This window comes from Mycobacterium sp. NGS64 (assembly GCF_059812245.1).
The window spans coordinates 610,647-636,898 of sequence record NZ_JCALCI010000002.1; the positions used below are offsets into that span (position 1 = coordinate 610,647).

General features: G+C 68.8%; 26 protein-coding genes. 10 read left to right on the forward strand and 16 right to left on the reverse strand.

Annotation, left to right across the window (positions count from 1 at the left end; genetic code table 11):
* Positions 1-7: 7 nt before the first annotated feature.
* Positions 8-469 carry a hypothetical protein gene (locus AC5Y4S_RS11215; RefSeq protein WP_500032646.1) on the reverse strand — a complete coding sequence of 154 codons (462 nt, stop codon included), beginning with the start codon at positions 467-469 and terminating at the stop codon, positions 8-10.
* Between the two features lie 92 nt (positions 470-561).
* A complete protein-coding gene (gene mshB / locus AC5Y4S_RS11220) occupies positions 562-1,464 on the reverse strand; it encodes an N-acetyl-1-D-myo-inositol-2-amino-2-deoxy-alpha-D-glucopyranoside deacetylase (protein ID WP_500032647.1) in 903 nt (300 codons plus the stop codon).
* Between the two features lie 66 nt (positions 1,465-1,530).
* Between mshB and AC5Y4S_RS11225 the strand changes: the two genes are divergently transcribed.
* Positions 1,531-2,136, forward strand: a complete 606-nt coding sequence (locus AC5Y4S_RS11225; RefSeq protein ID WP_500032649.1) for a TetR/AcrR family transcriptional regulator — start codon at positions 1,531-1,533, stop codon at positions 2,134-2,136.
* On the opposite strand, the gene AC5Y4S_RS11230 is transcribed toward AC5Y4S_RS11225, so the two are convergent.
* The 8 genes from AC5Y4S_RS11230 to AC5Y4S_RS11265 form a co-directional block, all read right to left on the reverse strand.
* Complete coding sequence (locus tag AC5Y4S_RS11230) at positions 2,133-4,421, reverse strand: PE domain-containing protein (protein ID WP_500032650.1); 2,289 nt, start codon at positions 4,419-4,421, stop codon at positions 2,133-2,135. The two genes, AC5Y4S_RS11225 and AC5Y4S_RS11230, sit on opposite strands and share 4 nt — an antisense overlap.
* A 234-nt stretch (positions 4,422-4,655) precedes the next feature.
* Positions 4,656-6,542, reverse strand: coding sequence for an ABC transporter family substrate-binding protein (locus AC5Y4S_RS11235; RefSeq protein WP_500033296.1), 1,887 nt, complete (start codon positions 6,540-6,542; stop codon positions 4,656-4,658).
* Positions 6,543-6,609: 67 nt separating this feature from the next.
* A complete protein-coding gene (gene typA, locus AC5Y4S_RS11240) occupies positions 6,610-8,499 on the reverse strand; it encodes a translational GTPase TypA (protein ID WP_500032652.1) in 1,890 nt (629 codons plus the stop codon).
* 133 nt (positions 8,500-8,632) lie between these two features.
* The gene (gene narI, locus AC5Y4S_RS11245) at positions 8,633-9,373 is read right to left on the reverse strand and encodes a respiratory nitrate reductase subunit gamma (RefSeq protein WP_500032653.1); all 741 of its coding nucleotides are present in this window, start codon (positions 9,371-9,373) and stop codon (positions 8,633-8,635) included.
* A 2-nt stretch (positions 9,374-9,375) separates the two neighbouring features.
* Positions 9,376-10,041 (reverse strand): nitrate reductase molybdenum cofactor assembly chaperone, encoded by a 666-nt coding sequence (gene narJ, locus AC5Y4S_RS11250; protein WP_500032656.1) that lies wholly within the window; start codon positions 10,039-10,041, stop codon positions 9,376-9,378.
* Complete coding sequence (gene narH, locus AC5Y4S_RS11255) at positions 10,038-11,681, reverse strand: nitrate reductase subunit beta (protein WP_500032657.1); 1,644 nt, start codon at positions 11,679-11,681, stop codon at positions 10,038-10,040. Before narH ends, narJ begins: the two co-directional genes overlap by 4 nt.
* Positions 11,682-11,683: 2 nt before the next feature.
* On the reverse strand, positions 11,684-15,334 hold the full coding sequence (locus AC5Y4S_RS11260) for a nitrate reductase subunit alpha (RefSeq protein WP_500032658.1): 3,651 nt from the start codon (positions 15,332-15,334) through the stop codon (positions 11,684-11,686).
* A gap of 248 nt (positions 15,335-15,582) precedes the next feature.
* Positions 15,583-15,975, reverse strand: a complete 393-nt coding sequence (locus AC5Y4S_RS11265; RefSeq protein ID WP_500032660.1) for a (deoxy)nucleoside triphosphate pyrophosphohydrolase — start codon at positions 15,973-15,975, stop codon at positions 15,583-15,585.
* A 203-nt stretch (positions 15,976-16,178) separates the two neighbouring features.
* Here AC5Y4S_RS11265 and AC5Y4S_RS11270 point away from each other — a divergent pair, with 203 nt between their 5' ends.
* Together AC5Y4S_RS11270 and AC5Y4S_RS11275 are read left to right on the forward strand one after the other, a co-directional pair.
* Positions 16,179-16,955, forward strand: coding sequence for an ATP synthase subunit B family protein (locus tag AC5Y4S_RS11270; RefSeq protein WP_500032661.1), 777 nt, complete (start codon positions 16,179-16,181; stop codon positions 16,953-16,955).
* Between the two features lie 41 nt (positions 16,956-16,996).
* Positions 16,997-17,281, forward strand: coding sequence for a 4a-hydroxytetrahydrobiopterin dehydratase (locus AC5Y4S_RS11275; RefSeq protein WP_067151040.1), 285 nt, complete (start codon positions 16,997-16,999; stop codon positions 17,279-17,281).
* Here the strand turns inward: AC5Y4S_RS11275 and AC5Y4S_RS11280 are convergent.
* A complete protein-coding gene (locus tag AC5Y4S_RS11280) occupies positions 17,278-18,501 on the reverse strand; it encodes a mannosyltransferase (RefSeq protein WP_500032662.1) in 1,224 nt (407 codons plus the stop codon). The two genes, AC5Y4S_RS11275 and AC5Y4S_RS11280, sit on opposite strands and share 4 nt — an antisense overlap.
* 142 nt (positions 18,502-18,643) lie before the next feature.
* Between AC5Y4S_RS11280 and AC5Y4S_RS11285 the strand changes: the two genes are divergently transcribed.
* Both AC5Y4S_RS11285 and AC5Y4S_RS11290 read left to right on the forward strand, forming a co-directional pair.
* Positions 18,644-19,312 carry a hypothetical protein gene (locus AC5Y4S_RS11285; RefSeq protein ID WP_500032664.1) on the forward strand — a complete coding sequence of 223 codons (669 nt, stop codon included), beginning with the start codon at positions 18,644-18,646 and terminating at the stop codon, positions 19,310-19,312.
* A 49-nt stretch (positions 19,313-19,361) separates the two neighbouring features.
* A complete protein-coding gene (locus AC5Y4S_RS11290; RefSeq protein ID WP_500032665.1) occupies positions 19,362-20,411 on the forward strand; it encodes an Rv1157c family protein in 1,050 nt (349 codons plus the stop codon).
* 2 nt (positions 20,412-20,413) lie between these two features.
* Here the strand turns inward: AC5Y4S_RS11290 and AC5Y4S_RS11295 are convergent, their stop codons facing one another.
* Positions 20,414-21,028, reverse strand: a complete 615-nt coding sequence (locus tag AC5Y4S_RS11295) for a TIGR03086 family metal-binding protein (protein WP_500032668.1) — start codon at positions 21,026-21,028, stop codon at positions 20,414-20,416.
* 50 nt (positions 21,029-21,078) lie between these two features.
* On the opposite strand from AC5Y4S_RS11295, the gene AC5Y4S_RS11300 reads away from it, so the two are divergent.
* Positions 21,079-21,507, forward strand: coding sequence for a MarR family winged helix-turn-helix transcriptional regulator (locus AC5Y4S_RS11300; protein ID WP_500032669.1), 429 nt, complete (start codon positions 21,079-21,081; stop codon positions 21,505-21,507).
* Here AC5Y4S_RS11300 and AC5Y4S_RS11305 read toward each other — a convergent pair whose 3' ends face one another.
* Both AC5Y4S_RS11305 and AC5Y4S_RS11310 read right to left on the reverse strand, forming a co-directional pair.
* Positions 21,508-21,654, reverse strand: a complete 147-nt coding sequence (locus AC5Y4S_RS11305; protein WP_068103058.1) for a DUF1059 domain-containing protein — start codon at positions 21,652-21,654, stop codon at positions 21,508-21,510.
* Positions 21,651-22,232: an HhH-GPD-type base excision DNA repair protein gene (locus AC5Y4S_RS11310; RefSeq protein ID WP_500032670.1), complete on the reverse strand. Its 582-nt coding sequence runs from the start codon at positions 22,230-22,232 to the stop codon at positions 21,651-21,653. Before AC5Y4S_RS11310 ends, AC5Y4S_RS11305 begins: the two co-directional genes overlap by 4 nt.
* Positions 22,233-22,340: 108 nt before the next feature.
* Here AC5Y4S_RS11310 and AC5Y4S_RS11315 point away from each other — a divergent pair, with 108 nt between their 5' ends.
* From AC5Y4S_RS11315 to AC5Y4S_RS11325, 3 genes are read left to right on the forward strand one after another with little or no spacing between them, the layout of a single operon-like run.
* Positions 22,341-23,375 (forward strand): hypothetical protein, encoded by a 1,035-nt coding sequence (locus AC5Y4S_RS11315; RefSeq protein ID WP_500032671.1) that lies wholly within the window; start codon positions 22,341-22,343, stop codon positions 23,373-23,375.
* Between the two features lie 26 nt (positions 23,376-23,401).
* Positions 23,402-23,929: a nuclear transport factor 2 family protein gene (locus tag AC5Y4S_RS11320; protein ID WP_500032673.1), complete on the forward strand. Its 528-nt coding sequence runs from the start codon at positions 23,402-23,404 to the stop codon at positions 23,927-23,929.
* Between the two features lie 21 nt (positions 23,930-23,950).
* Positions 23,951-25,030, forward strand: coding sequence for a hypothetical protein (locus AC5Y4S_RS11325; protein WP_500032674.1), 1,080 nt, complete (start codon positions 23,951-23,953; stop codon positions 25,028-25,030).
* Here the strand turns inward: AC5Y4S_RS11325 and AC5Y4S_RS11330 are convergent.
* Positions 25,027-25,203 carry a DUF5302 domain-containing protein gene (locus AC5Y4S_RS11330; RefSeq protein WP_500032677.1) on the reverse strand — a complete coding sequence of 59 codons (177 nt, stop codon included), beginning with the start codon at positions 25,201-25,203 and terminating at the stop codon, positions 25,027-25,029. The two genes, AC5Y4S_RS11325 and AC5Y4S_RS11330, sit on opposite strands and share 4 nt — an antisense overlap.
* Positions 25,204-25,245: 42 nt before the next feature.
* Complete coding sequence (locus AC5Y4S_RS11335; RefSeq protein ID WP_068103050.1) at positions 25,246-25,689, reverse strand: PPOX class F420-dependent oxidoreductase; 444 nt, start codon at positions 25,687-25,689, stop codon at positions 25,246-25,248.
* Between the two features lie 33 nt (positions 25,690-25,722).
* Between AC5Y4S_RS11335 and AC5Y4S_RS11340 the strand changes: the two genes are divergently transcribed.
* On the forward strand, positions 25,723-26,238 hold the full coding sequence (locus AC5Y4S_RS11340; protein WP_500032678.1) for a DUF1697 domain-containing protein: 516 nt from the start codon (positions 25,723-25,725) through the stop codon (positions 26,236-26,238).
* Positions 26,239-26,252: the final 14 nt, after the last annotated feature.

Here is a 26,252-nt window from a genome sequence, read left to right on the forward strand (position 1 = left end):
CGGGTCGTCAGCCGCGCAGGCCGCGCCGGAACAGCACCCACACCGGGGGCGCGACACCTAGCGCGATCAGGACCAGGGCCCCGTACGCCATCAGTCCCCGCCCGCCCAGGATCACGTCGTCGCCGGGACCGCCCATGCTCAGCACGGCGACCGTCAGCAGCCACGTCCACAACGGCAGCGCGGCCACCCGTGCGGAGCGGGTCCACAGGCCGGCGGCCCACACCAGTGCCGCGTTGACGAGCCCGCTCACCAACGCACTGATGGGGAACGGAATCGAACCTATATAGGAAGGAAGCAGCATCGCGCCGGCCAGTGCCGAGAGGATCCCGTCCACAGCCAGCAGCGCCAAAACGACGAAACGAATCGCGGGATCCGTGGCGCCACCGTCCTGGATGGACGCGGCGCGTGGCTTGGTTTCGGTCAGGTCGGGACGCTGTCGACGTTGGCGAGTATCGAGCCGATCACCCACTGCAGACTGTCGAGCCGGTCCTGCCAATGCTGCATGTTCGGGTCCAGGTCGGGGTCCATGCGAATTCCTTCCGTGGCTGCCTGTTTCGCAGCCTACCGCGTTGCGGCCGCGGTCAAACCGAGTCCCGCGAGCAGGTCCGTCTCCCATCCGCGCCCGTCGCGCTCCCCCGCGGAGCCTTCCACCAGCACGTAGTGCTCGTCGGGCAGGATGGGCAGCGCGAAGTTGTTCGACAGCGCGAGGGCGCGGGCCGTCGGGCCGACGACGAGCTGGGTTTCGTGGGCGGCCAGGGCGGCGATCTTCGCCGCGAGCGCATCCGGGGCGGCCTGCACGACGGCGTCGATGTCGGCATCGGCGTAGCCGAAGTCGAACTCCTCTTGCGGCGGGACCATCCAGTCGGGCAGCAGGTCTTTCCGATCGAGCTCCCGCCAACCGGCCTGGAACGCGCTCGCGGCCAGGACCGTCCAGTAGAACTTGGGCACCGCCCAGGGCTCGCCGGGGTAGTCGTCGGTGGCGGCGGCGGCGACCGCGGCGGTCGTGACGGTGTGGGTGTGGATGTGGTCGGGATGGCCGTAGCCGCCGTTGGGGTCGTAGGTCACGACGACGTGGGGGCGCTGCTCGCGGATGACGGCGACCAACGCGCCGACGGCCTCGCGTTCGTCGGCGTCGATGAACCTCTGGCGACCCCGCGGCGGGGTGCCCTCCATCCCCGAGTCACGCCAGCGGCCCGCGCCCCCCAGATAGTGGGGCGCGTCGACGCCCAGCGCCCGCAACGCGGCCGTGAGCTCGCCGATCCGGTAGCCGCCCAGTTGGTCCGCGCGGTCGACGGCGAGCCCGGCCCATCGGTCGCCGATGACCTCGCCCTCCTCACCGAGCGTGCAGGTGACGACGCGGACGTCCGCCCCGCGGGCGGTGTAATGCGCGATGGTGGCGCCGTTGGCGAGGCTCTCGTCATCTGGATGCGCGTGGACGAACAGCAGCCGTGGAGTCTCGGGCATGCAGGCACCCTACCCCCGTCTCGCCGAGGCTCGGCGAATAGGAACGCGGGCGGCTACTATCGAGAAATGCCGCAGCTAACCCAGGGCCGGAGCAGCGTCCGGAGCCGCCGTCGTGGCGAGGTGCTGGAACGTGCGCTCTACGAGGCGACGCTGGTCGAGTTGGCCGAAGTCGGCTACGGCGGGCTGACGATGGAGGGCATCGCGGCGCGTGCGCACACCGGCAAGGCGGCGCTGTACCGGCGCTGGTGCAGCAAGCACGACCTGGTGCACGCCGCCCTGGTCTACGCGCTGCCGCCGACGCCCGAGCCGCGCTCCGGCCGGTCGGCCAGGGAGAACCTGCTGACGATGTTCACCTTGCACCGCGACATGTTGGCGGGAAAGACCACCTTTCCCGGCATGTACGTCGTGCAGCAGCTGCTGCACGAACCGGAGATGCGCACCATCTTCGCCGACGCCGTGGTGGCCCCGCGCCTGAAGGTAATCGAATCGATCCTGCAGGCCGCCGTCGAGGACGGCGATCTCGACCCCGCCACGATCACGCCGCTGACCGCGCGCGTCGGACCGGCGTTGATCAACCAACACTTCCTGCTCACCGGGGAACCGCCGAACCGGCGCGAACTGGCGCTGGTGGTCGACACGGTGATCCCGCCGCGGGCGGCTCCTCAGACCTAGGCCGTGAAAAGTCCGGCGAAGTCCGCGCCGGCGGCCAGGGTCTGGTCGAAGATGCCCTCGAGCCCGCCGATGTTGCCGCCGTTGAACACCTGCGCACCGGTACCGGTCAGGACCGTGCCGACCGCCGGGTACTGCACACCGCCCAAGAAGCTGTTGATCGTTTGCTCGCCGGTGAGCAGGAACAGGTTCGGGACGTTGAAGAGCCGGTTCAGCCCGCCGTTGAAGGCGGTGTTGGTCCCGAATGTCGCTGTCTCCCAAGCCAGTTCGTTGTTCAGCAGGTTGGCGTTCAAGCCCGCCTCCGAGGTGATCAGGTTGTCCAGGAAGTTGATCTGACCTGACGCCAGCCCTTGCAAACCCGCGGTCGGCGCCGCCACCAACGCCACGCCCAACCCCGTGGTGGGCAGGCCGGCGAACAGCGATCCGTTCAGCGCCGCGTTCAACGACGCTTGCAAGCCCGCCGCGTTGATCCCCGCTGTCAACGCGGCCTGGAGGGATCCGTTGCCGGTCAACGAGGTCGCCACCCCGCTGATGACGCTGAGATCCCACAGGAACTTGGTGTCCACGGCGCCCAGGAACCCACCGAGCGTGCCGCCGGCGATCAGGTTGGCCGGGGCGCCGACGGCGAGGCTGGCGAGGATGGCGCCGCCGGTCGGGAGTTGGGCACCCAACAGGCTGTCGAAGGTCACCTCGCCGGTGCCCAGCACCGTGTTCCAGAAGTTGAAGAAGGTGTCGAGCATGCCACCGACGGCACCGGTGCCGCCGAAGACGGCCGTCTCCAGCGCGGTCTCCTGTGCGACCAGGGCCGCGTTGAGGCCGAGCTCGTTGGAGATCAGGGCGGTGTTGAAGCCGACCTCCATCGCCTGCAGCTGGGTCAGGAACGCGGGCACGTTGGGCGCCGTCAGCAGCACCTGCCACGGCGCGACCAAGTTGGCCAACAGCGTGGGAAGCCCGGCGAGCCCGAGGCTGAGGCCGCCGTTCAAGGCGAGGTTCAGCTGAGCGCTGAGCCCGTTGAGCCCGGCCATGATGTTCACGCCCAGGCTGGGGCTCAAGCCGAGCGCGCCGCCCAGCGCGTTGAGCGCGACGGTCAGGTTGGCCGGCAGGGTGAGGCCGCCCGACAGGGCCGGCAGCTCGGCGCTGAGGTTGGCGAGCAGCGACCCTCCGGTTTGCAAGGCGCCGGACAGGGCGGCGCCGAGGCCCGACAGGCTGCCGCCGAAGCCGCCCGAGAGCGCGGCGTTGATGGCACCGTTCAGCCCCGCGAGTCCGCCGGTGATGCTGGCCTGCAGTCCGGGGAACCCGGCGGTCAGGCTCGTCACCAGCGCACCGCCGGTCTGGGCCAATCCGGACAGCCCGCTGCCGATGTCCGCCGCCAGGGTGGCGCCGAGTGGCCCGAGGCCCGAAAGGCCGCCGCCGAGGCCAGCCGAGAGAGCGGCGTTGATCGAGGCGCTCAGGCCGCCAAGCCCGCCGCTCAGGCTGGCCATGAGGCCCGGCAACGCGAGGCTCAGTCCGCCGGCCAGCCCGGCGCCGAGGTTCGCCGCCAGCGTGTTGCCGGCCTGGATCAAGCTCGAGAGGCCGGTGTTGAAGCCGGTCGCCAAGGCCGCACCGAGCGGCACCAGGCCCGAAAGGCCGCCGTTCAAACTGCCCGACAACGCAGCATTGAGGGAGGCGTTCAGCCCCGACAGGCCGCCGCTCAGGCTGGCCTGCAGCCCGGGCAGCGCGGCGTTGAAGCCGCCTGCCAGCCCCGACAGCCCGGTGCCGATGTTCGTCGCGATCGCGCCGCCGGTCTGCGCCAGTGCCGTCAGCCCGCCGTTCACGTTGGTCGCGATCGCGGCCCCGAGCGGCGCCAGGCCGCCCAGGCTGCCGCCCAAGCCCAAGTTGCCCGACAGGGCGGCGTTGACCGAAAGCCCGATCGCGTTGATGTCGGCGCTGAGGCTGGCCGCCAGCCCCGAGATCCCAGCGCTAAAGTCGATGCCGAGCGCGGGCACCGCGCTCGCCAGAGTCTGCACGACGTTCACCTCGGCGGCCGCATAGGCGCCCGCCCCCGCGCTCAAAGTTTGAACGAACTGCTGGTGGAATACCGCGGCCTGCGCGCTGAGTTGCTGGTAGCCAGCGGCGTGCGAGGAGAACAATGCGGCAATTTCCGCCGAAACTTCATCGGCGGCCGCGGGCAGCAGTCCCGTCGTCGCCACCGCGGCCGCGGTGTTCGCCGAACCGATGGCGGCCGCAAGGTTCGCCAAATCCGTTGCGGCATCGGCAATCAGCTCTGGTGCTGCGATGAGAAATGACACTTCGACCTCCCCGATTCCACCCCACGTGACCGCTGGCGACTGTTTTCCCGAGCAGCCGTTCAACGATGGCCGCAGCGTATCGAAATGGTGTTGTGAAAACGTTTGTTTGCACGAACTGGCTTTGCAGGTATTGAATTCGGCGACCCGTAATTAATTCGTTACCTTTTTTGGGACGGCGGTATTAGATACCCATTTTTTGGGAAATGATTGTTTTCAATACCAAAAAAATGGCGCCTACGGCCCGGTTTTTAGCCATTGGCCGGCGTCTCCGACGATGCCGACGGGGACCGCGCCGGACAGGCTGACGTTTTGAACGCTGGGGCCCGCCGCGACGATCGTCGTGTCTTGCAGGATCGGCAGCACCGTGGACATGTTCCACAGCCGCGGCTCGACCGCGGTGATCACGTCGTTGATGCTCTTGGTGCCGTTCAGCGCGGCGTCGATGTTCGACTGGATGCTGCGGTCGCAGATGCCGGTGAGGTTCGACGGCGCCTGCACCAGGGCCCCGGGCTCCGGTGGGCGGCTGGGCGGTGCCGACGTCGGCGTCGTGACGGTGGTCGCGGGCGCGGTGGACGGCGTGGGCCCGGCCGCGGGGGTGGTCGTGGCCACGTTCGAGGTCGGGACCGTCGTCGTCTGCAGCGCGGGGCAGCCGTAGCGCGAGGCCAGCAGCGTCGCCAGATTCCCCCCGGCCCGGTGCCAGCCGACGATCGCGTCGACAGAGTTGTTGTTCAGCGCGTCGCGGTACAGCGTCACCGGGTCCAGCGCCAGCACCGTCGCCGCGATGCCGACGTTGCGCAGCTGGTCGGCGGCGGTGTTGGCCACCGCGACGGAGGTCGGGTCGTTCGCCGCCACCCCGATGATCAGCGACAGCTGCTGGCCGTCCTTGCTGATGCGGCCGCGGGTGACCTCCGGCGGCCCGGTGCTCGCGGGGGTCGGCGCCGGAGACGTCGACGTGTTGGGTTCGACCTTGTATCCGGAGCTCTCCAACAACGCCAGCGCGGCGGGCGTGGTCATCGCGGGCGGCGCGGTCGGCTCGTAGCCGGGGTCGCTCGGCGAGCGGATCTGGGCCTGGTCCAGCGTGACCGTGTTGTCGCTGCCCGCGCCGACGGCCGCCAGCAGATCGACGTCGAGCAGGCCCAGGATCGCCTTGCGGACCTGAGTGTCGGACAGCTTGGACTCGTTGGCGCGCAGCGTCAGCTGCATGACCCGCGGCGTCACGATCCGCGCGGTGCGCACGTCCGGGATGGCCGACAGCTGCGCGAAGGCCGCGGAGCCGCCGTGCACCTGGGCGACCTGGGTGTCGCCGTTGCGCACGGAATCGGCCAAGGCGGCCGGCGCGCCGGCCCGGCGGAACAGGATCAGTGCGGGCTTGGCCGGCGGTCCCCAGTAGCGGTCGTTGCGGGCGATCAGGATCTCGTCGCGCTGCGGGTCGATGCTCTCGACCCGGAACTGGCCACCGGTGACCGGCAGGGCCCGTGCCAACCCGGCCGCGAAGCCGCCCGGCACGTCCTTGACAATGTGGGCCGGCAGGATGTTGCTGAACAGCTCTTTCCACGCCGGATACGGCTGCGCGAACGTGACCACGGCCTGCTTGCCGCCCTCAAGCGACTGCACCCCGGTGATGAGGTCGTATCCGGCCGGATCGACGACCCCAGGCTGGCTGACCATTTGGCGCCACAGGTACCAGAAGTCGTCGGCGGCGATGGGCGCGTTGTCGGTCCACTGCGCCTCGGGCCGGATCTTGTAGGTCACGGTGAACGGGTTTTGGTTGGTCACGTCCGCGGACACCAACAGGGTCGGGTCCATCTCCCAGCGCGATCCCGTCGGCGTGGCGGGATCCGGCACCGGCCGAAACGCGCTGGGCAACACCAGCGCGCTGATCGCCGCATTCACCGGCGACAGGTCCGACAGCAGGTGCGGGTTGAACCCGGCGCCGATCGAGTCGATGCCCATGATGATCTGGGTGGGCCGCTGCGGCGGCGGCGCCGAATTGTGCGGCGTGTCGGTGCTCTGCGGCGCCGGCGGCGGGTTGACCGTGCACGCCGCCAGCACCAGCCCGACCAGCGAGACCAGCACGCCGACCCGCAGGAACAGGCGGCTGGCTCGTCTCGGCACGCCCATCAGGGTATCGAGCAGCCGCTCAGCAACCCGGTCAACCACGCCCGTGACGCGGCCCGGCGCCAAGCCGCTAGCCTCGCGCCTTGGCCCGCGCCCGGCTGCGGGCCCGGGAGGTGGCGTCGAGCTCGACCTTGCGCACCCGCACGATCTCGGGGGTCACCTCCACGCATTCGTCGGGCGCGCAGAACTCCATGGCCCGTTCCAGGTCGAGCTCCAGCGGCTTGGCCAGCGTCTCGATGACGTCCGCGGTCGACGACCGCATGTTCGTCAGCTTCTTCTCGCGCGTCACGTTGATGTCGAGATCCTCTGGGCGCGGGTTGATTCCGACGACCATGCCCTCGTAGGTGTCCTGCCCCGGCTCGACGAAGAACTGGCCCCGGTCGGCGAGCTGGATGAGCGCGAACGGCGTGATGGTGCCCGACCGGTCGGAAACCAGCGAGCCGGTGTGGCGGGCCCGGATCTCCCCGGCCCATGGCCGGTAGCCGTCGAACACGGCGTTGGCGATGCCGGTGCCGCGGGTCAGGGTGAGGAAGTCGGTGCGGAAGCCGATCAGGCCGCGGCTGGGCACGACGAAATCCATCCGGACCCAGCCGGCCGCGTGGTTGGCCATCTCCTCCATGCGGCCCTTGCGGCCGGCCATCAATTGGGTGATCGCGCCGACGAATTCCTCGGGGCAATCGATCGTCATCGCCTCGAACGGCTCGTGCAGCTGACCGTCGATGGTCTTGGTGACCACCTGCGGCTTGCCGACGGTCAGTTCGAAGCCCTCGCGGCGCATCTGTTCGACCAGCACGGCCAGGGCGAGCTCGCCGCGGCCCTGCACCTCCCAGGCGTCTGGCCGGCCGATGTCGACCACCCGGATCGACACGTTGCCGACCAACTCGGTGTCCAGCCGGCTGCGGACCATCTGCGCGGTCAGCTTGTGGCCGGACACCTTGCCCGCCAGCGGCGAGGTGTTGGTGCCGACCGTCACCGAGATCGCCGGCTCGTCGACCGTGATGCGCGGCAGCGCGTGGGCGTGGTCGGGATCGGCCAGCGTGTCGCCGATCATGATCTCGGGGACGCCCGCCACCGCCACGATGTCGCCGGCGATCGCCTCGTCGGTGGGGCTGCGCTCGACGCCTTCGGTGGCCAGCAGCTCGGTGATCTTGGCGCTGGTGATCACCGGCACCCCGTCGACCTCGCGCATCCAGGCGACCTGCTGGCCCTTGCGCAGCTTGCCGTTGTAGATGCGGATCAGCGCGAGCCGGCCGAGGAACGCCGACGCGTCGAGGTTGGTCACCAACGCCTGCAGCGGCGCCTCGGGGTCGCCCGACGGGGGCGGGATGTGCTCCATCAACACGTCGAACAGCGGGTCGAGGTTGTCGCCGGCGGGCACCTCGCCGTCGGCCGGCTGCTCGGTGCTCGCGATCCCCGCCCGCCCGGACGCGTACAGGGTCGGCAGGCCCAGGGCGTGCTCGGCAGCCTTGGCCGCCTCGTCGTCGAGGTCCGACGCGACGTCGAGCAGCAGGTCGTGGCTGGCGTCGACGACCTCGGCGATGCGGGCGTCGGGCCGGTCAGTCTTGTTGACGACCAGGATGACCGGAAGATGCGCGGTCAGCGCCTTGCGCAGCACGAACCGGGTCTGCGGCAACGGGCCCTCGGAGGCGTCGACCAGCAGCAGGACGCCGTCCACCATGGACAGCCCGCGCTCCACCTCGCCGCCGAAGTCGGCGTGGCCGGGGGTGTCGATCACGTTGATGACCGTGACCGTCCCGTCGCTGTTGTGGCGGTGCACGGCGGTGTTCTTGGCCAGGATGGTGATGCCCTTTTCCTTTTCCAGGTCACCGCTGTCCATGATGCGTTCCTGGGTGTCGTCGCCGCGGTGGTGCAGCGCCCCGGACTGCCGCAGCATCGCGTCGACCAGGGTGGTTTTCCCGTGGTCGACGTGGGCGACTATGGCGACGTTGCGGAATGGCACGTCGGTGATTCTGGCAGCGGGGGCCTCAGATAGCGAACCGGCCGCTTGACCGCGTTGAGTGTGCGGTGGCGGCGTCGAGTGTGTAGTGGCGGCGCGTCGGGTCGGCGTGTCGTCACCGCCAGCGCACACAGCCCTACCAGCCGCGGCGGCGCGGCGCCGACCCGATCAGCTCGTCGGTGTCGGCCACGTCACGGCTGCGGTAGACGATGTAGGGGCGGAACAGGTAGCCGATCGGGGCGCTGAACGCGTGCACCAGCCGGGTGAACGGCCAGAGCGCGAACAACGCCAGCGCGATCGCCACGTGAATCTGGTAGTAGAACGCCGCGTGCGCCATCAGGTCGCCCCGCGGATCGAGGATCCAGATCGACCGGAACCAGACCGACACCTTCTGGCGGTAGTCGTGCAGCTCGCCGAAGTGGGTGGCGCCGGCCAGGGTGCAGCACAGCCCCGCCACCAGCGCGCAGCCGAGCACCGCGTACATCAGCTTGTCGTTGCGGGTGGTGGCCGCGAACACCGGCCCGTGGGTGCGCCGCCGGTAGATCAGCAGCCCGATGCCGACGATGGTCGCGAAGCCGGCGGGCACGCCGAGCACCAGCGCCTGCAGGTGATAGATGTGATCGCTCATCCCGACCGCCCGCGTCCAGGACTCCGGGACGAACAGGCCCATGACGTGGCCCATGATGACCGCCAGGCTGCCGAAGTGGAACAGCGGGCTGCCGATCGAGAGCAGTTTGGACTCGTAGAGTTGCGACGACCGCGTGGTCCAGCCGAACTTGTCGTAGCGGTAGCGCCACCAGGTGCCGACGGCGGCGGATGCCAGCGTGACATAGGGCACGTCGTCCCAGAAGATCTCGAGCAGCTTCATGTGCACCATCGTCAGGCCCCCTTGCTGCGCCTCGGCGGTACGGTCAACGTGAACGGTTGCAGCCCAACGGCTTCCGTGGGAGGGCCGGCTTGAGCCAGGCGCCCGGCCCGGCGCGCCTCCTGGTCGGTCGCGGCCGGCAGCGTCGCACAGACCGCCGCGACGGCGTGTTCGTAGGGCGACTCGATCTCGGCCAGGGCGCCGCGCAACACGTCGATCGGAATCCGGTGTGCCGTCAGCAATCGCCGCCCGGCGTCGGGGTCGACGGTGGCGGCGAATTCGAGCACGACGGGCAGGTGATCCGGCGCCTCGGAGCGGGGCGGTTCGACGCCCGCGTCGCGGTAGGCGGTGGCGAAGGCCAGCATTTCCCGGCCGCGGTTGCGGGTGTCCCCGGCGGTCCAGTACGTCAGGTACATGGTGGTGCGCCGGCGCATGTCGAAGGTCTCGACGTAGCGTGTCGCGGCCGCCATCGGTTCGAGGGCACGCAGGGCGGCGACGGTCCGGCCGAGCAGCGCGCCCGCCGGCCCGCCGGCATGGCTGCGCAGTTCGTCGACGGTTTCCAGCCGCTCGGGCAACCGGTCGTCCGGATAGGCCAGCAGCAGCGATGCCCCCTGCCACACCAGCCGGTCTCGCGTCACCCGGTTGCCCGACCGCTCCCGGACCTGGGCCAGCAGCCTCATCGCTGCCGTTCCTCGGGGAACATGCCCGCCAGAGCCTGGCGGCCGTCCCAGTTGAGCAGGTTCACCCGCCCCGATCGCTCCGCGTTGGTGTTCTCGCCGCGCTGACGTTGCTTGAGGGCGTGAAATGTCTCCACGGCGACCGGGACCGGGGTGCCGCTGCCCCCGCCGAACGGGCCGGCTTCATACATCCCCGGGCCGCCGTCGCCCGACAGCGAGCAGCCCATCTCCTCGAGGTCACGCGCCTGGGCGCTGACGGCCGTCGGAATGACGTATCGCTCTTCGTATTTCGCGATGGCCAGCAGCCGGTACATTTCGTAGATCTGTTCCTCGGTCATCCCCACCGAGTGCGGGATGTGCGGCTGGGTCTCGCGGCCGAGGTTGATGTCGCGCATGTAAGACCGCATCGCGGCCAGCCGCCGCAGCACGCCTTCGACGACGGAAGTGTCACCAGCGGTGAACAATTCGGCCAGGTATTGCATGGGGATGCGCAGCGCGTCCAGCGCGCCGAAAAGGTTGCCGAGGTCCTCGCCGTCGTGGCCGTCGCGGCTGACCGCGTCGACGACGGGCGACAGCGGCGGGATGTACCAGACCATCGGCATGGTCCGGTACTCCGGGTGCAGCGGCAGCGCCACCCGGTAGGTGTTGATCAGCGCGTACACCGGCGATCGCTGTGCCGCTTCGACCCACTCGTCGGAGATCCCGTCGGCCCGCGCGGCGGCGATCACCTCGGGGTCGTTGGGATCCAATAGGATCCGGCGCTGCGCCTCGTACAGGTCGGTGTCGTTTTCCACCGACGCCGCCTCGAGCACCCGGTCGACGTCGTAGAGCACCAGCCCGAGGTAGCGCAGCCGGCCCACGCAGGTTTCCGAACAGATCGTCGGCAGGCCAACCTCCATCCGCGGGTAGCACAACGTGCACTTCTCGGCCTTGCCCGTCTTGTGGTTGAAATACACCTTCTTGTAGGGGCATCCGGACACACACATGCGCCAGCCGCGGCAGCGGTCCTGGTCCACCAGCACGATGCCGTCCTCGCTGCGCTTGTACATCGCGCCCGACGGGCACGACGCCACGCAGGACGGGTTCAGGCAGTGCTCGCAGATCCGGGGCAGGTAGAACATGAAGGTCTCTTCGAGTTTGAGCTTGACCTCGTCGCTGACCTTCTTCAAAATTGGGTCCCCCGAGAGGATCTCGGGTGACCCCGCCAGGTTGTCGTCCCAGTTCGGCCCCCACGACACCTTCATCGGCTCGCCGCTGATCATGCTCCTCGGCGCGGCCGTGGGAAAGGTGTCACCCGCCGGCGCGGTGGTCAGGTTTTCGTAGTCGTAGGTCCACGGCTCGTAGTACTCGTCGATGGTGGGCAGCTTGGGGTTGGCGAAGATCCGCAACAGCTTGTGGATGCGGCCGCCGTCGCGCAGCCGCAGCCGGCCCTTTTTGTCGCGGATCCAGCCGCCGCGCCAACGCTCCTGGTCCTCGTAGGTGCGCGGATAGCCTTGCCCGGGACGGGTTTCGACGTTGTTGAACCACACGTACTCGGTGCCGGCGCGGTTGGTCCAGGCTTGCTTGCAGGTGACCGAGCAGGTGTGGCAGCCGATGCACTTGTCCAGGTTCATCACCATCGCCAGCTGCGCCATGACTTTCATCGTCAGTACGTCACTTCCTGGCCGCGGCGGCGCACCACCGTCACCTCGTCGCGTTGGTTGCCGGTCGGGCCCAGGTAGTTGAACCCGAACGAGTGCTGGCCGTAGCCGCCGGCGAGGTGGCTCGGCTTGATCCGCACCCGGGTCAGCGCGTTGTGGTTGCCGCCGCGCTTGTTGTTGGTCTCGGTGCGAGGGGTGTCCACGGTGCGTTCCTGGACGTGATAGACATACACCACGCCGTCGGGCATCCGGTGCGACACGATCGCCCGGCACACGTAGATGCCGTTGACGTTGACCGCCTCGACCCAATCGTTGTCGCGCACACCGATTTTCGCCGCGTCCCCGGGGCTCATCCACATCGTCGGCCCGCCGCGGGACAGCGACAGCATGTACAGGTTGTCCTGGTAGGTGGAGTGGAACGACCACTTCGAGTGTGGCGTCAGGTACCGGACCGTCAGCCCGATCCCGTCTTCGGTCGGCCCGAGCTCCGGCTGACCGAACAGCCGCGCCATGTCCAGCGGCGGGCGGAAGACCGGCAGGTGCTCACCGAGTTCCTCCACCCAGTCGTGGGCGAGGTAGAAGTGCATCCGCCCGGTCAGCGTGTGGAACGGTTTGAGGTTCTCGATGTTGATGGTGAACGGCGCATAGCGCCGGCCGCCGGTTTCGCTGCCCGACCACTCGGGGCTGGTGATCACGGGGACGGGGCGCGCCTGGGTGTCGGCGTAGGTGATGCGGCGCTCCTCGCTGCCCTCGGCCAGATGCGCCAGCCGCTGGCCCGTGCGCTTCTCCAGCTCGCGGAAGCCCTCGACGGCCAGCCGGCCATTCGTCGTCCCGGACAGCAGCAACAGCACGTCGGCCATCCGCTCCGCGCTGGTGACGGCCGGGCGGCCCGCCGCCACACCGGATTTCATCACGCCGAACTTGGCGGCCAGTTCCTCCACCTCACGGAACGGATGCACCGTGACGCCCTTGGTGGTGACGCCGAAGGTGTCGACGAGCGGCCCCAGGGTCAGCCACTTGTCGTAGACGGCGGCGTAGTCGCGTTCCACCACGGTGACTTTGGCCATCGTCCGCCCCGGTACCGGGGCGGAGCCGTCGTGCAGCCAATCCCGTTCGGTGCCATCGGGATAAGCCATTGCGTCGGGGGTGTCGTGTTGCAGCGCCGTGAGCACCACGTCGCTGCGGGTGCCCAGGTGATCCTTGGCCATCGCGCTGAAGGCGCGGGCGATGGCGCCAAAAGCGTCGTAGTCCGAACGGGTTTCCCACGGCGGGTCGGTGGCGGCGCTGAAGGCGTGCACGTAGGGGTGCATGTCGGTGCTGGACAGGTCGGCCTTCTCGTACCAGGTGGCCGCCGGCAGGACGACGTCGGAAACCAGTGTCGTCGAGGTCATCCGGAAGTCGATCGACATCATCAGGTCGAGCTTGCCCTCCGGGATGTCCCCGTCCCGCGCGGGCTCGGCCTGCGCGTTGGAATCGGTGCCCAGCAGATGCCGCAGGAAATACTCGCCGCCCTTGCCCGACGAGCCGATCAGGTTGGCGCGCCAGACGCTGAGCACCCGCGGCCAGTTGCCGGGGTTGTCCGGATCGGTCACGGCCAGCTTGAGCTTGCGCTCGCCCAGCTGCTCGGCGACGTACTCGGCGGCGTCGCGACCGGCGGCGCGCGCCTCGTCCGCGACGTCCAGGCTGGACCGGTCGAACTGCGGATAGAACGGGCTCCAGCCCATCGCCACCGACGAAGCGAGCAGGTCCATCGTGTGCTTTCCCGCGAACCTGCCGCGCCCCACCGGGCTGGCCAGCTTGTCGGCGCCGTGACCGTCGTAGCGCCATTGGTCGGTGTGCGTGTACCAGTACGAGGCGCCGGGCACCTGCCGCGGCGGGCGGGACCAGTCGGTCGCCATCGCCATCGTCTGAAAGCCGGTGAGCGGACGAACCTTTTCCTGGCCGACGTAGTGCGCCCATCCCCCGCCGTTGCGGCCCATCGACCCGGTCAGCATCAGCAGCGCCAGCACGGCGCGGTAGATCGCGTCGCTGTGGAACCAGTGGCAGATGCCGCCGCCCATGATGATCATCGACCGCCCGCCGGATTCCTCTGCGCTGCGGGCGAATTCCTTGGCCACCCGGATCGCCTGCCCGGCCGACACGCCGGTGATGGGTTCCTGCCATGCCGGGGTGTTGGGCTGGCTCGGGTCGTCGTAGCCGGTGGGCCAGTCGCCGGGGAGCCCGGGGCGCGCCACCCCGTACTGGGCGAGCATGAGGTCGAACACCGTGCACACCAGGTGGTTACCGACCTGGCGCACCGGCACTCCGCGCGCCACCGTGCCGCCCTCGCCGTTGACCGTGTCGAAGCTGGGCAGGTGCACGAGCGCGGTGGCGCCGGCCCCCTCGACGCTGAGCGCCGGCTTCAGCTCGCCGAGGTCCAGGTTCCACTTCCCGACGCCGTCTTCGCCGTAACGGAAGCCCAGCGAGCCCTGGGGGACCGCAACGGAATTCGTCGCCTCGTCGAACACGGCCGGCTTGAGCGCGGCGTTGTCGACCGCCTCCCCTAAATCGGCCGCGGTCAGGTTCTTGCCCGGCACCAGCATCTCGCCGCGGCGTTCCAGCTTGATCAGAAACGGCAGGTCGGTGTAGCGGCGTGCAAAGTCGACGAAGAACGGAACCTGCCCGCGCACATAGCATTCCGACAGGATCACGTGGCCCATCGCCATGGCCAGGGCCCCGTCGGTGCCGGCCGCGCACGGCATCCACTCGTCGGCGAACTTGGTGTTGTCGGCGTAGTCGGGGCTGACGGTCACCACCTTGGTGCCGCGGTAGCGGGCCTCGGCCATCCAGTGCGCGTCGGGCGTGCGGGTAATCGGGACGTTGGAACCCCACATCATCAGGTACGCCGCGTCCCACCAGTCCCCCGACTCGGGCACGTCGGTCTGGTCGCCGAACACCTGCGGCGATGCCACCGGCAGGTCGGCATACCAGTCGTAGAACGACGTCATCGCGCCGCCGATCAGCTCGACGAACCGCGAACCGGCCGTGTACGACACCATGGACATCGCCGGGATCGGCGAGAACCCGGCGACCCGGTCCGGGCCGTAGGCTTTGATGGTGTGCACGTGGGCGGCCGCGATCAGCTCGGTGGCTTCGGCCCAGCTGATCCGGACCAGGCCGCCCTTGCCCCGCGCCCGCTGGTAGCGGCGCCGCCGCTCGGGGTCGGCCTGGATGTCGCCCCACGCCAGCACCGGGTCGCCCAGCCGCGCCTTCGCCTCGCGGAACATCTCGACCAGCACGCCGCGGGCGTACGGGTAGCGCACCCGGGTGGGCGAGTAGCTGTACCAGGAGAACGACGCACCGCGCGGGCAGCCGCGCGGCTCGTATTCGGGCCGGTCCGGGCCCACCGAGGGGTAGTCGGTCTGCTGGGTCTCCCAGGTGATGATCCCGTCCTTGACGTAGATCTTCCAGGAACAAGACCCGGTGCAGTTCACCCCGTGGGTCGAGCGCACCACCTTGTCGTGGCTCCACCGGTCGCGGTAGAACACGTCGCCTTCGCGGCCACCCCGGCGGGTGACGGTGCGCAGATCGGCGGAGAACTCGCCCGGGGTGAAAAATCGCCCACTGCGTTCCAGTAGCTCCTCGAGCGGTCCACCGACATGGGGTGTGACGGTCAAGAGATAAGCCTCCTAGTGTTTCCACGGTGAACTTCGCCATCCGGTTCGAATGCCATCCGGGGGGCCCGCGACGCGCTAGCTAAATGCCGTATAGCGCAATGGTTTTCCGGATGTGAACGTCCATCGGTACTGGCATGCAATTCGAGACTACGGCTTTTTGGGGCTGTTACCTTCCGATTTCACGCGTGTCAGCTGCGATAGCACTGTAGGTTGCCTGAATGCAGGCTGTGGACTTGTTATGAGCATGCTCACAGCGCCCGCGCCAAATCTGGTAGCCAGCCGCGATCGGCCGGCACCCAGTCGACGTCGTGCAGCTCGGCGGCGGTGACCCAGCGCAGCGCGCGGTGGTCCCGGGGGTGCGGCTCACCGCCGAGCAGCCGCACGCGATACGCCCGCAGCGTCATCGTCTCGTTCAGCGGAATGTCCGCGCCGAGGCGATCCCCCACCGCGATGTCGCCCGCCGCCAGGCCCAGCTCCTCGGCGAGCTCGCGGGCCAGCGCGTCGCGCTCGGATTCGCCGGGGACGACCTTGCCGCCGGGCAGCTCCCAGCGGCCGGCCAATTCCGGCGGCCGGGCCCGCTGCGCGACCAGGACCCTATCGCCGGAGATGACCGCTGCGGCGACGACGATCTGAGTCGGCATGGCCAGTGACGGTATACCGCCGGGGCGCCGGCTCGCCGGGGTGGCCAGTCATCTTTAGAACGGTTTCACGCACCGACCGCGCCGCCTATAATCGAATTCCCTTGGGGCACAACGCCTGTATTACGGTTTGAGCGCCAAAGTGGAATACTCGAATGCGTCGGTCACGACCTCTACCGGGCACTTTCTGAGAATGGGGGTTGGCAATGGTCACCGAATCCGCAACGACGTTCTCCCGCACGTTCAGGGGCTACGACCGGGCCGCGGTCGATGCCTACATCGAGATGTTGCTCACCAAGCAGAAGTTGCTGATCGACGAGGTCCAGAACTTAAGAGCCCAGCGAAATGAATCCGGCGACGAGGCAGCCGCGTTGCGCATCGAAGTTGCCTGTCTCAATGATGAGGTCGCCATGCTGTCGGACACCTCACCGTCGCCCTACGCGATGCAACACCGGATGGCGAAGATGCTGCGGCGGGCGATCGATGAGGTTTCCCGGATGCAGGCCGAGGCGCGAGCCGAGGCCGACGCCCTGATCGCGGCGGCCGAGGCCGAGGCCCAGGCCGCGCAGCGAGAGCACCGAGAACTGTTGGCGGACATAGCCTTACAGCAAAGTGCGCTAGAAGCGCAGTGCGCGGAAGCCAAGAAGGATGTCGACGCCGAAGTCGCCGGCAGGCGCGCCGAAGCCCAATCGTCGATCGATCGCGCGTGGCAGGAAGCCCAGCAGCAGCGTGAGCAACTCCTCGCCGAGGCAAGGCAACAGGCTCGTCTCGTCCATGACCAGGCCCGGCAAGCGGTGGCCGAGGCAAATCAGCAGCGCATCATGATCCTGGAAGAACTGATGGGTGTTGCCCGCGACCTGCAAGCGGTTCCGGCCAGCCTTGAGTCCGCCTACCAGGAATTGAAGAACCCGCCGGAGGCGAGCGTCGTGGTGCCCTTGGACCAGAGAAGCCAAGCGCCGGCCGGCCCCGCCGTAGCCTCGTAGGTGAGCACCGTTCCCATCCCAGACGAGAGGACGCCTCCGGCATGGCTGTGTTAACGGATGAGCAAGTAGACGCCGCACTGCCCGAACTCAACGGATGGGAGCGTGCCGACGGCGCCCTGCGCCGGTCGATCAAGTTCCCGTCGTTTCTGGACGGCATCGACGCCGTGCGCCGGGTGGCCGAGCACGCCGAGAGCAAGGATCATCATCCCGACATCGATATCCGTTGGCGGACGGTGACTTTCGCGTTAGTCACGCACTCCGAGGGTGGCATCACCCAGAACGACGTCGACATGGCGCGCGACATCGACGGGATCGTCGGGGGCTAAGCCGTCGGCTCGGCGCGTCGGCCGGATGCCGCGATCCAGATCAGCGTCGCCATCGCCGCCACGATGTAGACCAGCCCGGCCCAGGCCAGGTACCACGGCCGGCTGATCTGCCAGATCGTCGGCTGCGCGAAGCTCAGCAACCACGGCACCCCGACGATGGTGAGCGCCAACCAGCCCCAGCCGACGACGCGGGCGCCGGGCCGCTCGCGCGGCGGCCCGTGGATCGCCCAGATCATCAGCGGCACCAGCCACACCCAATGGTGGGTCCACGAAATCGGCGAAAGCAGCAGCCCGAACAACTCGACCACCAGCAACTTGCCCAGCCGATCGGTGGGGTCCAGGGCCCGCCAGGCCAGGACGGCCAACACCGCGGTCACCGCGACGGCCGCCAGCACCAGCGGACCGAGGCCGGCGTCGTGGCCGAGGATCCGCGAGATGCCCCCGCGCCAGGATTGGTTGAACGACGTGGCGATCGGCCCCACCCGGTGCGCGTCGCCCAGCAGATCGGTGAAGTAGTAGCGGGCCTGGTCGCCGACGACCAGGACCGACACGACCACGGTGGCCAGGAAGACGACCGCCGAAAACACGGCCGCACCCCAGCGCCGAACGCCCAACAGGTAGACGCCGGCGATCGCCGGCGTCAACTTGATCCCGGCCGCCACGCCGACCAGCAACCCCGATAGCCACCAGCGCGTCGTCCAGGCCGCCCACAGCACCGCCAGCATGAGCAGCACGTTGACCTGGCCGTAGTCGAACGTGCTGCGCAGCGGCTCGATCCAGATGGTGACCGCCGTCCACAGCATCGCGACGCGGTGACCGGCCCCCGCCGGGACGCCCACCAGGCGCTGGCTCAGCCGGATCGCGCCGTACAACGCGGCGATCGTCGCCAGCTGCCAGAGGAAGGCCACCAGCGCGAACGGCAGCAGGTGCAGGGGATAGAACACGACCGCCGCGAAGGGCGGATAGGTGAACGGCAGCGGGAAGTCCGGCGTCTGGTCGGCGTAGACGTAGCTGTACAGGGTGCCGGGATGGTCGAGCGCGGCGGCCCCGCCGAGGTAAACGTGCAGGTCGACGAAGTTCGCGCCGTTCGGTGACAGGTAGGTCCAGGCGAGTCGCGCGGCGACGCTCGCGATCAGCAGCGCCGGGGCCGCCGCTTGCCGCCGGGTGCGGGGTGCCGCCGGGGCGGCCGGGATGGTGTCTATCCGCCCGACTTTAGCCATCGCCCGGCGTTCTGTGGGCCGCCCGGTCACCGCCGTCACTCGTATCGGTAACGATCGAATAAATGCCACACGTGTCACTTGAGTCACACCAGTATCAACGTAACTTCGGGGCCGAACCCGTCATCGACAACCAGGGAGAGTCATGCCAACCATCTGGACCTATCTGCGAGCGGCCGCCGTCTTGGTCGGTTCGTCCGCCGCCCTACTGACGGGCGGGATCGCCCACGCCGACCCCGTCCCCGCGCCGCCGGTGCCGAACATTCCGCAGCAGCTGATCAGCTCCGCGGCCAACGCGCCTCAGATCCTGCAAAACCTCGCGACCGCCCTCGGCGCCACCCCGCCCGCGGCGCCGGCGTCGCCCGGCATCACCTTCCCGGGGATGCCCTCGGCGGCCTCGCCGGTCTCGCCTTCGGCGGGTCTCCCGTCCATTCCGGGGCTCACCCCGCAAACCGCGGCGACGGCCCCGGCGGCGACGACGCCGACGATCCCGGGCTTCGGCTCGCTCCCGGGCCTGGCCCAGGCCCCGGCGGCGCCCGCCGCTCCGGCCGCCCCGTCGATTCCGGGCCTGCCCGCCATCCCCGGGCTGTCGGCGCCGGCGGTTCCCGCCGCCCCGGCGACCCCGCAGATCCCGCAGGCGAAGGTGGACATGCCGGCGCTGCCGTCCGGCCTGCCGCTCAGCGTGCCCGCGCAGCTGACGATTCCGCAGGATCTGCAGGCGCTGGCCACGGGTCAGGCCCCGGCGGCACCGGCGGCACCGGCCGCACCGGCGCCCGCCAGCCCGATGTCGCCGCTGCTTTCGGCCCTGCCCTGAGCAGCTCGATACCCAACTAACCCGCCACTAGCCAGGACCGGAGGACATCGTGGCAACCACTAGGAATCTGTCCAAGGGTTTGGCCGCTGTTGTCGTGGCGTCGGCTGCCGCGTTCGGGTTGTGCCCGAGCGCGGCGGCCGACCCGGCGGCGCCGCTGCCGACACCGCAGCCGAACTCAACCCAGCAGCTTCCGGGGCTGCCCGCCCTGTCGGAGCTGAGCCCGATCATCCAGCAGGCGGCGAGCAATCCAGGGCAGGCGACGCAGCTGCTGATGGCCGCAGCCCAAGCGTTCACCCACAATCCGACGGCGCCCGCCGAATCGAAAAACGTTGCGGCGTCTGTGAATAAGTTCGTGGCCGAGCCGGGGTCGCCGGGCGCCGCCCCGGCCGAGACCGCGCCGGCGCAGCACGTGCCGCCGCTGGGCATCGAGCCCGGCCTGCAGTCGCACCTGCCGCCGGGCATCGATCCGGCGCGCGCGGCGGGCCCCGGGCCCGTTGCCGCACCGCCGGCCGCTCCCTCCGCGGCCCCCTCCGCGCCGATGCCGCCCGCCGCGACGCCGGGAACCGAGCCCGTCGCGGCCACCGCGCCGACGCCGCCGGCACCCGCCGCGGCCCCGGCCCCCGCACCGGCTCCCGCGCCGGACGCGGCACCCGCTCCCGCACCGGCTCCCGCGCCGGGCCTGGGCCCTGACGCCCCGCCCACGCAGGACTTCATGTATCCGTCGATCGGCACGAATTGCCTTGCGGACGGCAGCAGTTCGATCGCGACCGCGCTGTCGGTGGCGGGGCCGGCCAAGATCCCGACGCCGGGACCCGGGCCGGGCCAGACCGCCTACGTGTTCACCGCGGTCGGCACGCCGGGACCCGCCGAGGTGCAGAAGCTGCCGTTGAACGTCACCTGGGTGAACCTCACCACGGGCAAGTCCGGGACGGTCGCGCTCAAGCCGCGCACCGACATCAACGGGGATGGACCGACGACGCTGACGGCGATCGTCGACACCGGCTCGGGCAGCATCATGTCGACGATCTTCGGGCAGGTCACGACCAAGGAAAAGCAGTGCCAGTTCATGCCCACGATCGGCTCGACGGTGGTGCCGTAGTTCTAAGCGTTCCAGCCGGGCGAGCGGCCGAGGTGGCCGAGAATGCGGTCGAGGTCGCTCGCGCCGTCGGGCGCGGTGACGGCCGGACCGAACGGGGCGCCGTCCGTGGCGCGGTAGTCACCATCCGGAATCACGAACACCAGCGGTAGCACGGCGGCCACGACGTCGTCGGGAAGCGCAAAGGGGGCGCCGATGCTCCGCGCAACGTCCCAGCCGTGCACCACGTAGTCCACGAAGTGGAAGCCGATCGCGATCGCGCCGGGGAAGGCCGCCCCCGGCCCGAAATCGGGCAACGAGAAACTCGCGTCGAGCACGCCGTCGGCGGCGAACGCGTCGAGCACGTCGGCTGCTGCCGCGGCGTAGGTGCCGCCGGGATCGGCCGAGACCGCCTCGACCACGCGGCCCGCCTCCCAAACGGCCGCGCTGTCGCCGTGGCCGCGGGCGGCCGCGGCGAATCCCCGATGCTGCGCGGTCATGTGGGCGAGCAGGTCCAACAGGTCCCAGCCCGCGCAGGGCGTCGGCCGGGACAGGTCGTCGCGTGTGATGCCCGCGACGACGTCGACGGAAGCCTGGACGGCGGCGCGGTGGAACGGTCGGACATCAGAAATAGTATGCATTCGCAGATCGTATGCGTACGCATATTATCTGTCAACGCTACGCTTCCAGCATGGCGAGGGCAAGGCGTCCCGATCTCGCGGCGATGATGGGGCCGCTGGTTCGCGAGATGATGGCGGCCGAGGTCCCGGTGCTGGAAGCACACGGGTTGTCGATGTGGGGCTACATCGTGCTGAGCGCGCTCGATCGCTCGCCGGTGCGCAGCCAGGCCGCGCTCGCCGAGGCGATCGGCGCCGACAAGACGCGCATCATCCCCACGCTCGACGACTTGCAGGACCGGGGCTATATCGAGCGCCGGCCCGACCCGGACGACCGCCGCGTGCGCCTGCTTGAACTCAGCGAGGCGGGTCGGGCCGCGAAAGATGCCGCGCAGGAAGACATTCAGCGCGGCGAAGAGCGCTGGCTCGGGAGGCTGTCCGCCGAAGACCGTCGCCTGTTCCTGCGCGTGCTGCAGCAGCTGTCGGCGACGGGCGGCGGCTAGCTAATACGCCATGAACAGGATGGCGTCCCGGTCGTACTCGAGGCCCGGATGGGCGCTGGCAAGGTGCGCCTGGGTGAGCTCGACCAGCTCGTCCTCGTCCTTGCCTGTGATGGCTTCGCCGCACGGACACGTGATGTGTGTCTTCATGTTGCCGCCTTTCCCTTCGCTGCTGCCTTCATCTGCTTCTTATACGACCGCACCTGTCCAAGCGAATGGGCGTCGACGATGTCGGCGACGGACAGGTGCGTGCCGGCCTTGCCGAAGTCCCCGGCCGCCTCGCGCCAGCCCGTCGGCGTCACGCCGTACTGCTTGCCGAGCAACGCCAGGAAGATCTTCGCCTTCTGCTCACCGAAACCGGGCAGCCCCTTGAGCCGGCGCAGCAGCTCCTTGCCGTCTGGCTGACCGGCCTTCCACAGCCCGGCGGCGTCGCAGTCGTAGTCATCGACGATGATGCGCGCCAGCCCCTGGATGCGCTTGGCCATCGACCCCGGAAAGCGATGCACCGCAGGCCTTTCCGCGCACAACGCGGCGAACTTGTCCGGGTCGTAGGCGGCGATCTCGCCGGCGTCCAGGCCGCCCATCCGGTCCGCGATCTTCTTCGGTCCCGCAAAGGCGGTCTCGAACGGCACCTGTTGGTCCAGCAGCATGCCGATCAGCAACGCGAACGGGTCGTCTTCCAGCAGCGCATCGGCGGCCGGATCTTGGGCAAGCTGCAGTCGCGGCATCAGCACAGTCTAGAACTGCGAAGCGGAGGGGACTGTGCGCGAGGCCTTTGGGCAATGCGGCGAAATCAAACTCGCGGCTGATAGCCCCGAAGTGGGATCCTTTTTCGAATGAGCGTCAACGACGGATCGCCCGCGTCGCGCCAGTTCGTCGCGTCCTCCCCGTCGATGTCCTCTCAAATGACCGCATTTGCCACCGGAAAGGGGCGGTACGGTGTGCAGGCGGCGGGCTTCGCGTTGATCTTGGTAATGGTCGGGGGGGTCGTCACCCGGCGAAGCGCGGGAATGGCGATCGCCGGCGCGGGGCTGGTGGCGCTTTCGATTCTCGCTCTGGCGGGGACCGCGTACGTGTGGTGGCGTTCGCGCCGAAAGGTCATCATTGGCGTCACGAGCGAAGGCCTGACCGTCAATCAGCGGCGCGAGGTTTTTCCATTCGTTGACGCAAAGCTGGGCCCATGGGTGAACATGGGCCTGGCCCTTCACCTGCGACGTGGCTCTCGCCGGTTTGTTCTCGGCGGACGAGATCGTCGCATCGCTCCCACAACACGGCTCGAGGAGCCGCCTGTCCAGACCGTCGATGCGTGGTTGTGGGACTCAGAGTTCGACGAGCTTCTCGCCGTCAGCGGCCGCGGGAGTGGGGTGGATGCGCGCGGGCCTGCACCGGGGGAACCGACTCGGTGTCTGCTGTTTCCCAACCCCTATTTGGCCGAGCAGATGGGATCGTTTGCCTTCCGAAAACAAGCTCGACTTCAACGATCACTTTCGAAACCGAGCCTGGTCGTTGATGTGGACAACGACGCGATGCGGGTGATCGACCCGACCACCGGCGCGCTCAGCGCCTCGGCCTCGCGCGCGGACGCGACCGCGACACCGACAACTTTCCAAGCGGACAGCGTCACGAGCGGCGATGGCAGCACGCATGACTACCCCGCGACGCCCGGCCTGGTCGTCCGTGTTCCGGGTGCGCAACCACTGACGATCGGATGTCTGGACTTGGTGGGGTCGCAATTTCGATTTTCGTGGCGCGGCGATGTGCCTCGGTCGAATGAACGCCCCGCCTATGTGGTCTCGGCGGCGGATTTGCTGACGCTCGTCGAGACATTCGGCCTGGCAACCCATCTGGAAGACGGGACAAATCGGGCCTGATCAGAAACCCGCCGGGCTAAGGTGGCGTGGTGGTGGATGAGGCCAAATTGGAACTGATGCTGGCCCGGGACGAACTGCATCAGCTCGTCAACGCCTACTGCCGCGCCGTCGACCGCGCCGATTATGAAGCGCTGCGCGCCCTCTACCACCCCGACGCGACCGACTCGCACGGCTCGTTCTCGACGGGTGGCGTCGAGCAGTTCATCGCCCAGCTGCGCGCGGCGGAACCCTACGTGCGTGTCTCCCAACACAACGTCACCACAACGAATTTCGTCATCGAGGGCGACGCGGGCCGCGGTGAGATCTACTGCCTGGTGTTTCACACCTTCTCCGGTCCCGAACACGACATCGACGTCATCATCGGCGGCCGGTATCTGGATCGGTACCTCAAACACGACGGCCGCTGGAAGTTCAGTCAACGCACGATCGTGGCGGACTGGGCTTACCAGAAGGACCCGTCGGAACTGGACTTCGGACACCCGAGCACCCGCGGCAGCCTGCGCGGGCAACCCGGCCAGGACGACCCGTCGATCGGCCTGTTCACACCCGACTGAACTGGTGGCATCCTTCTCGGCATGAGCGTGCGGGACGAGTCGACCGCCGGACGGCAGTTCGCAGCCAAGCTCCCGTTCCCGCTGTCCAAAGCGATGTCGAAAATGATCACCGACGAGGCGCGCCCCAACTGGATTTACTTCATCGTCATGGGGGTGGCGCTGGCGGCGGTCTACGGGGGCATCTACCTGGCGGACCACGCCCCGGCGGGATGGGAGCACACGCCCACCACCGCCGTGGTCGGCATCGTCCTCGTCGTGATCGCGCTGCTCTATGTCGGGTGGCGCGCCACCGGGGAGGTCCGCATCTCCGTCACGGGCGACGAGGTCACCGTCGAGAAGCGGCACGGTGGTGCCTTCTCGTTCAGTGATGCGACGCTGGGCCTCTGGGCGTACGGCAGCGCGACCAAGGTGATGGGTAGCGCGCTGCACCTGCGGTCCGGTAGCCGTCACTTTGTCCTCGGTGGACGGGATCATCGGGTGGCCGCCGGAACGCGGCTCGACGAGCCGCCCCAGGGCTACGTCGACGCCTGGTTGTGGCCGTCGGATTTCGACGAGCTGCTCGCCATCGTCGGCCGCCGAAGTCGCTTGGCTGCGCACCAGCCCGGGCCGACGGAACTCGCTCGCTGTCTGCTGTATCCCAACATGGAATTGGCGCAACAGATGTCGACGTGGTCCGTCGTCGGCAAACAACGACTCTTCGCGTCGTCCTCGCAACCGCTGGTGGCCCTGGAGCTGGGTGCGGATTCGATCCGCGTGGTCGACGCGAGCAACGGGGCGGTCATCGCGACGGCTCCGTGTGCGCAGGTGACCGCGACGCCGGAAACCTACAAATGCCGGCGGTGGCGAAACGGCCCGTCCTACAAGCAACCCAAGCCGTCGCCCGTTCTCGTGCTGTGCGTTCCCGGCGTGGAGCCGATGCCGATCGGATGCCAGGAGTACCGCGGCGCGCTGGACTTCTCATCGCGGTTCGCGTGGCGCGGCACGGTCCCGGATCGGGTGAATCGGCCGGCCGATTATTCGGTCGCGGCAGGCGATTGGCTGCTGCTCGTCGATCGATTCGGCCTGACCCCGCAGCTGGTGGACAGGGCGCAGATGAATTAGCCGCTCTTGCGGCGGAATTCGCGGCGGCTCTCCGCGGGGCCGTGCGCGCGCGGGTGCTTGTCGCCGCCGTCTTTGTGCTCCGAAGCGCCCGACGACTTCGCCTTTTTGCGATCGAGTGCTTCACGGAACTTGCGCTTCGTGTCGTCCTCTTCTTGCGGGTTCGATTCGGCCATACCGGCAGCCTAGCCTGGACGGTCGCGCCTGGCTTGTGGTTTTTACCGCTTGCCCGGCGGCATGCCGTAGACGTGCGAAATCCGCAGCGTCATCAGCACCCGCCGGTCTGTGACCATCGCCTCGCGGTACTCGTCCCAGTCCGGATGCTCGCCGGCGATGTTGCGATACAAGGCAATCAGACCCTCGACGGTGTCGTCGTCGGGCGCGGCGGCCGGGGGCGTCAGTTCCGCCGTCCCCTCGGCGACGGCATACGACCATCCGTCGTCGGCGTCGACCAGGATCGAGGCCCGCGGGTCGCGGCGCAGGTTGCGGGTCTTGGCCCGCGGCTCGGTGATCGACACGCGCACCACCAGCTCGCGCGGGTCGAAGTGATAGCTCACGTTCGACAGTTGGGGCCGCCCGTCGCGCTTGATGGTGGCCAGCACCCCGAGGGAGTTTCCGCTGATCACGGCCAACAGCTTGTCGTCGAAGACTTGGCGTCCCATGGGAGAAAGCCTACGTCGTGGTGAAATCGGGACATGACCAAATACGCAGCGTTCCTGCGGGGCGTCAACGTCGGCGGCGTCAACCTCAAAATGGCCGAGGTCGCCAGCGCGTTGACCGAGGCGGGGTTCGACAACGTCCGCACGATCTTGGCCAGCGGCAACGTGCTGCTCGAGTCGTCCGCCGGGGCGCGCGCTGTGCGCAAGAAGGCTGAGGCCACGCTGCGCGAGAGGTTCGGCTACGACGCGTGGGTGCTGGTGTACGACATCGACACGGTGCGCGCCGTCGTCGAGGCCTACCCGTTCGAGCGTGAGGTCGAGGGGTACCAGTCCTACGTCACCTTCGTCGCCGACAAGGGGGTGCTCGACGAACTCGCCAAGTTGGACGGCGGCGCCGACGAGAAGATCAGCCGCGGTGACGGCGTCGTCTACTGGCAGGTTCCCAAGGGCAGCACGCTGGACAGCGCGATCGGCAAGACGATGGGCAAGCCGCGCTACAAGTCCTCGACGACGACCCGCAACCTGCGCACGCTGGACAAGGTTTTGCGCTGATTGCTTGCGCGCCA

Coding starts and splice junctions, on each gene's coding strand:
- mshB (WP_500032647.1), bottom strand. CDS start 1,464: ATGCCCGAGACTCCACGGCTGCTGTTCGTCCACGCGCATCCAGATGAC.
- AC5Y4S_RS11225 (WP_500032649.1), top strand. CDS start 1,531: ATGCCGCAGCTAACCCAGGGCCGGAGCAGCGTCCGGAGCCGCCGTCGT.
- AC5Y4S_RS11235 (WP_500033296.1), bottom strand. CDS start 6,542: ATGGGCGTGCCGAGACGAGCCAGCCGCCTGTTCCTGCGGGTCGGCGTG.
- narI (WP_500032653.1), bottom strand. CDS start 9,373: ATGGTGCACATGAAGCTGCTCGAGATCTTCTGGGACGACGTGCCCTAT.
- narJ (WP_500032656.1), bottom strand. CDS start 10,041: ATGAGGCTGCTGGCCCAGGTCCGGGAGCGGTCGGGCAACCGGGTGACG.
- narH (WP_500032657.1), bottom strand. CDS start 11,681: ATGAAAGTCATGGCGCAGCTGGCGATGGTGATGAACCTGGACAAGTGC.
- AC5Y4S_RS11265 (WP_500032660.1), bottom strand. CDS start 15,975: ATGCCGACTCAGATCGTCGTCGCCGCAGCGGTCATCTCCGGCGATAGG.
- AC5Y4S_RS11270 (WP_500032661.1), top strand. CDS start 16,179: ATGGTCACCGAATCCGCAACGACGTTCTCCCGCACGTTCAGGGGCTAC.
- AC5Y4S_RS11275 (WP_067151040.1), top strand. CDS start 16,997: ATGGCTGTGTTAACGGATGAGCAAGTAGACGCCGCACTGCCCGAACTC.
- AC5Y4S_RS11280 (WP_500032662.1), bottom strand. CDS start 18,501: ATGGCTAAAGTCGGGCGGATAGACACCATCCCGGCCGCCCCGGCGGCA.
- AC5Y4S_RS11285 (WP_500032664.1), top strand. CDS start 18,644: ATGCCAACCATCTGGACCTATCTGCGAGCGGCCGCCGTCTTGGTCGGT.
- AC5Y4S_RS11295 (WP_500032668.1), bottom strand. CDS start 21,028: ATGCATACTATTTCTGATGTCCGACCGTTCCACCGCGCCGCCGTCCAG.
- AC5Y4S_RS11300 (WP_500032669.1), top strand. CDS start 21,079: ATGGCGAGGGCAAGGCGTCCCGATCTCGCGGCGATGATGGGGCCGCTG.
- AC5Y4S_RS11305 (WP_068103058.1), bottom strand. CDS start 21,654: ATGAAGACACACATCACGTGTCCGTGCGGCGAAGCCATCACAGGCAAG.
- AC5Y4S_RS11310 (WP_500032670.1), bottom strand. CDS start 22,232: ATGCCGCGACTGCAGCTTGCCCAAGATCCGGCCGCCGATGCGCTGCTG.
- AC5Y4S_RS11315 (WP_500032671.1), top strand. CDS start 22,341: ATGAGCGTCAACGACGGATCGCCCGCGTCGCGCCAGTTCGTCGCGTCC.
- AC5Y4S_RS11325 (WP_500032674.1), top strand. CDS start 23,951: ATGAGCGTGCGGGACGAGTCGACCGCCGGACGGCAGTTCGCAGCCAAG.
- AC5Y4S_RS11330 (WP_500032677.1), bottom strand. CDS start 25,203: ATGGCCGAATCGAACCCGCAAGAAGAGGACGACACGAAGCGCAAGTTC.
- AC5Y4S_RS11335 (WP_068103050.1), bottom strand. CDS start 25,689: ATGGGACGCCAAGTCTTCGACGACAAGCTGTTGGCCGTGATCAGCGGA.
- AC5Y4S_RS11340 (WP_500032678.1), top strand. CDS start 25,723: ATGACCAAATACGCAGCGTTCCTGCGGGGCGTCAACGTCGGCGGCGTC.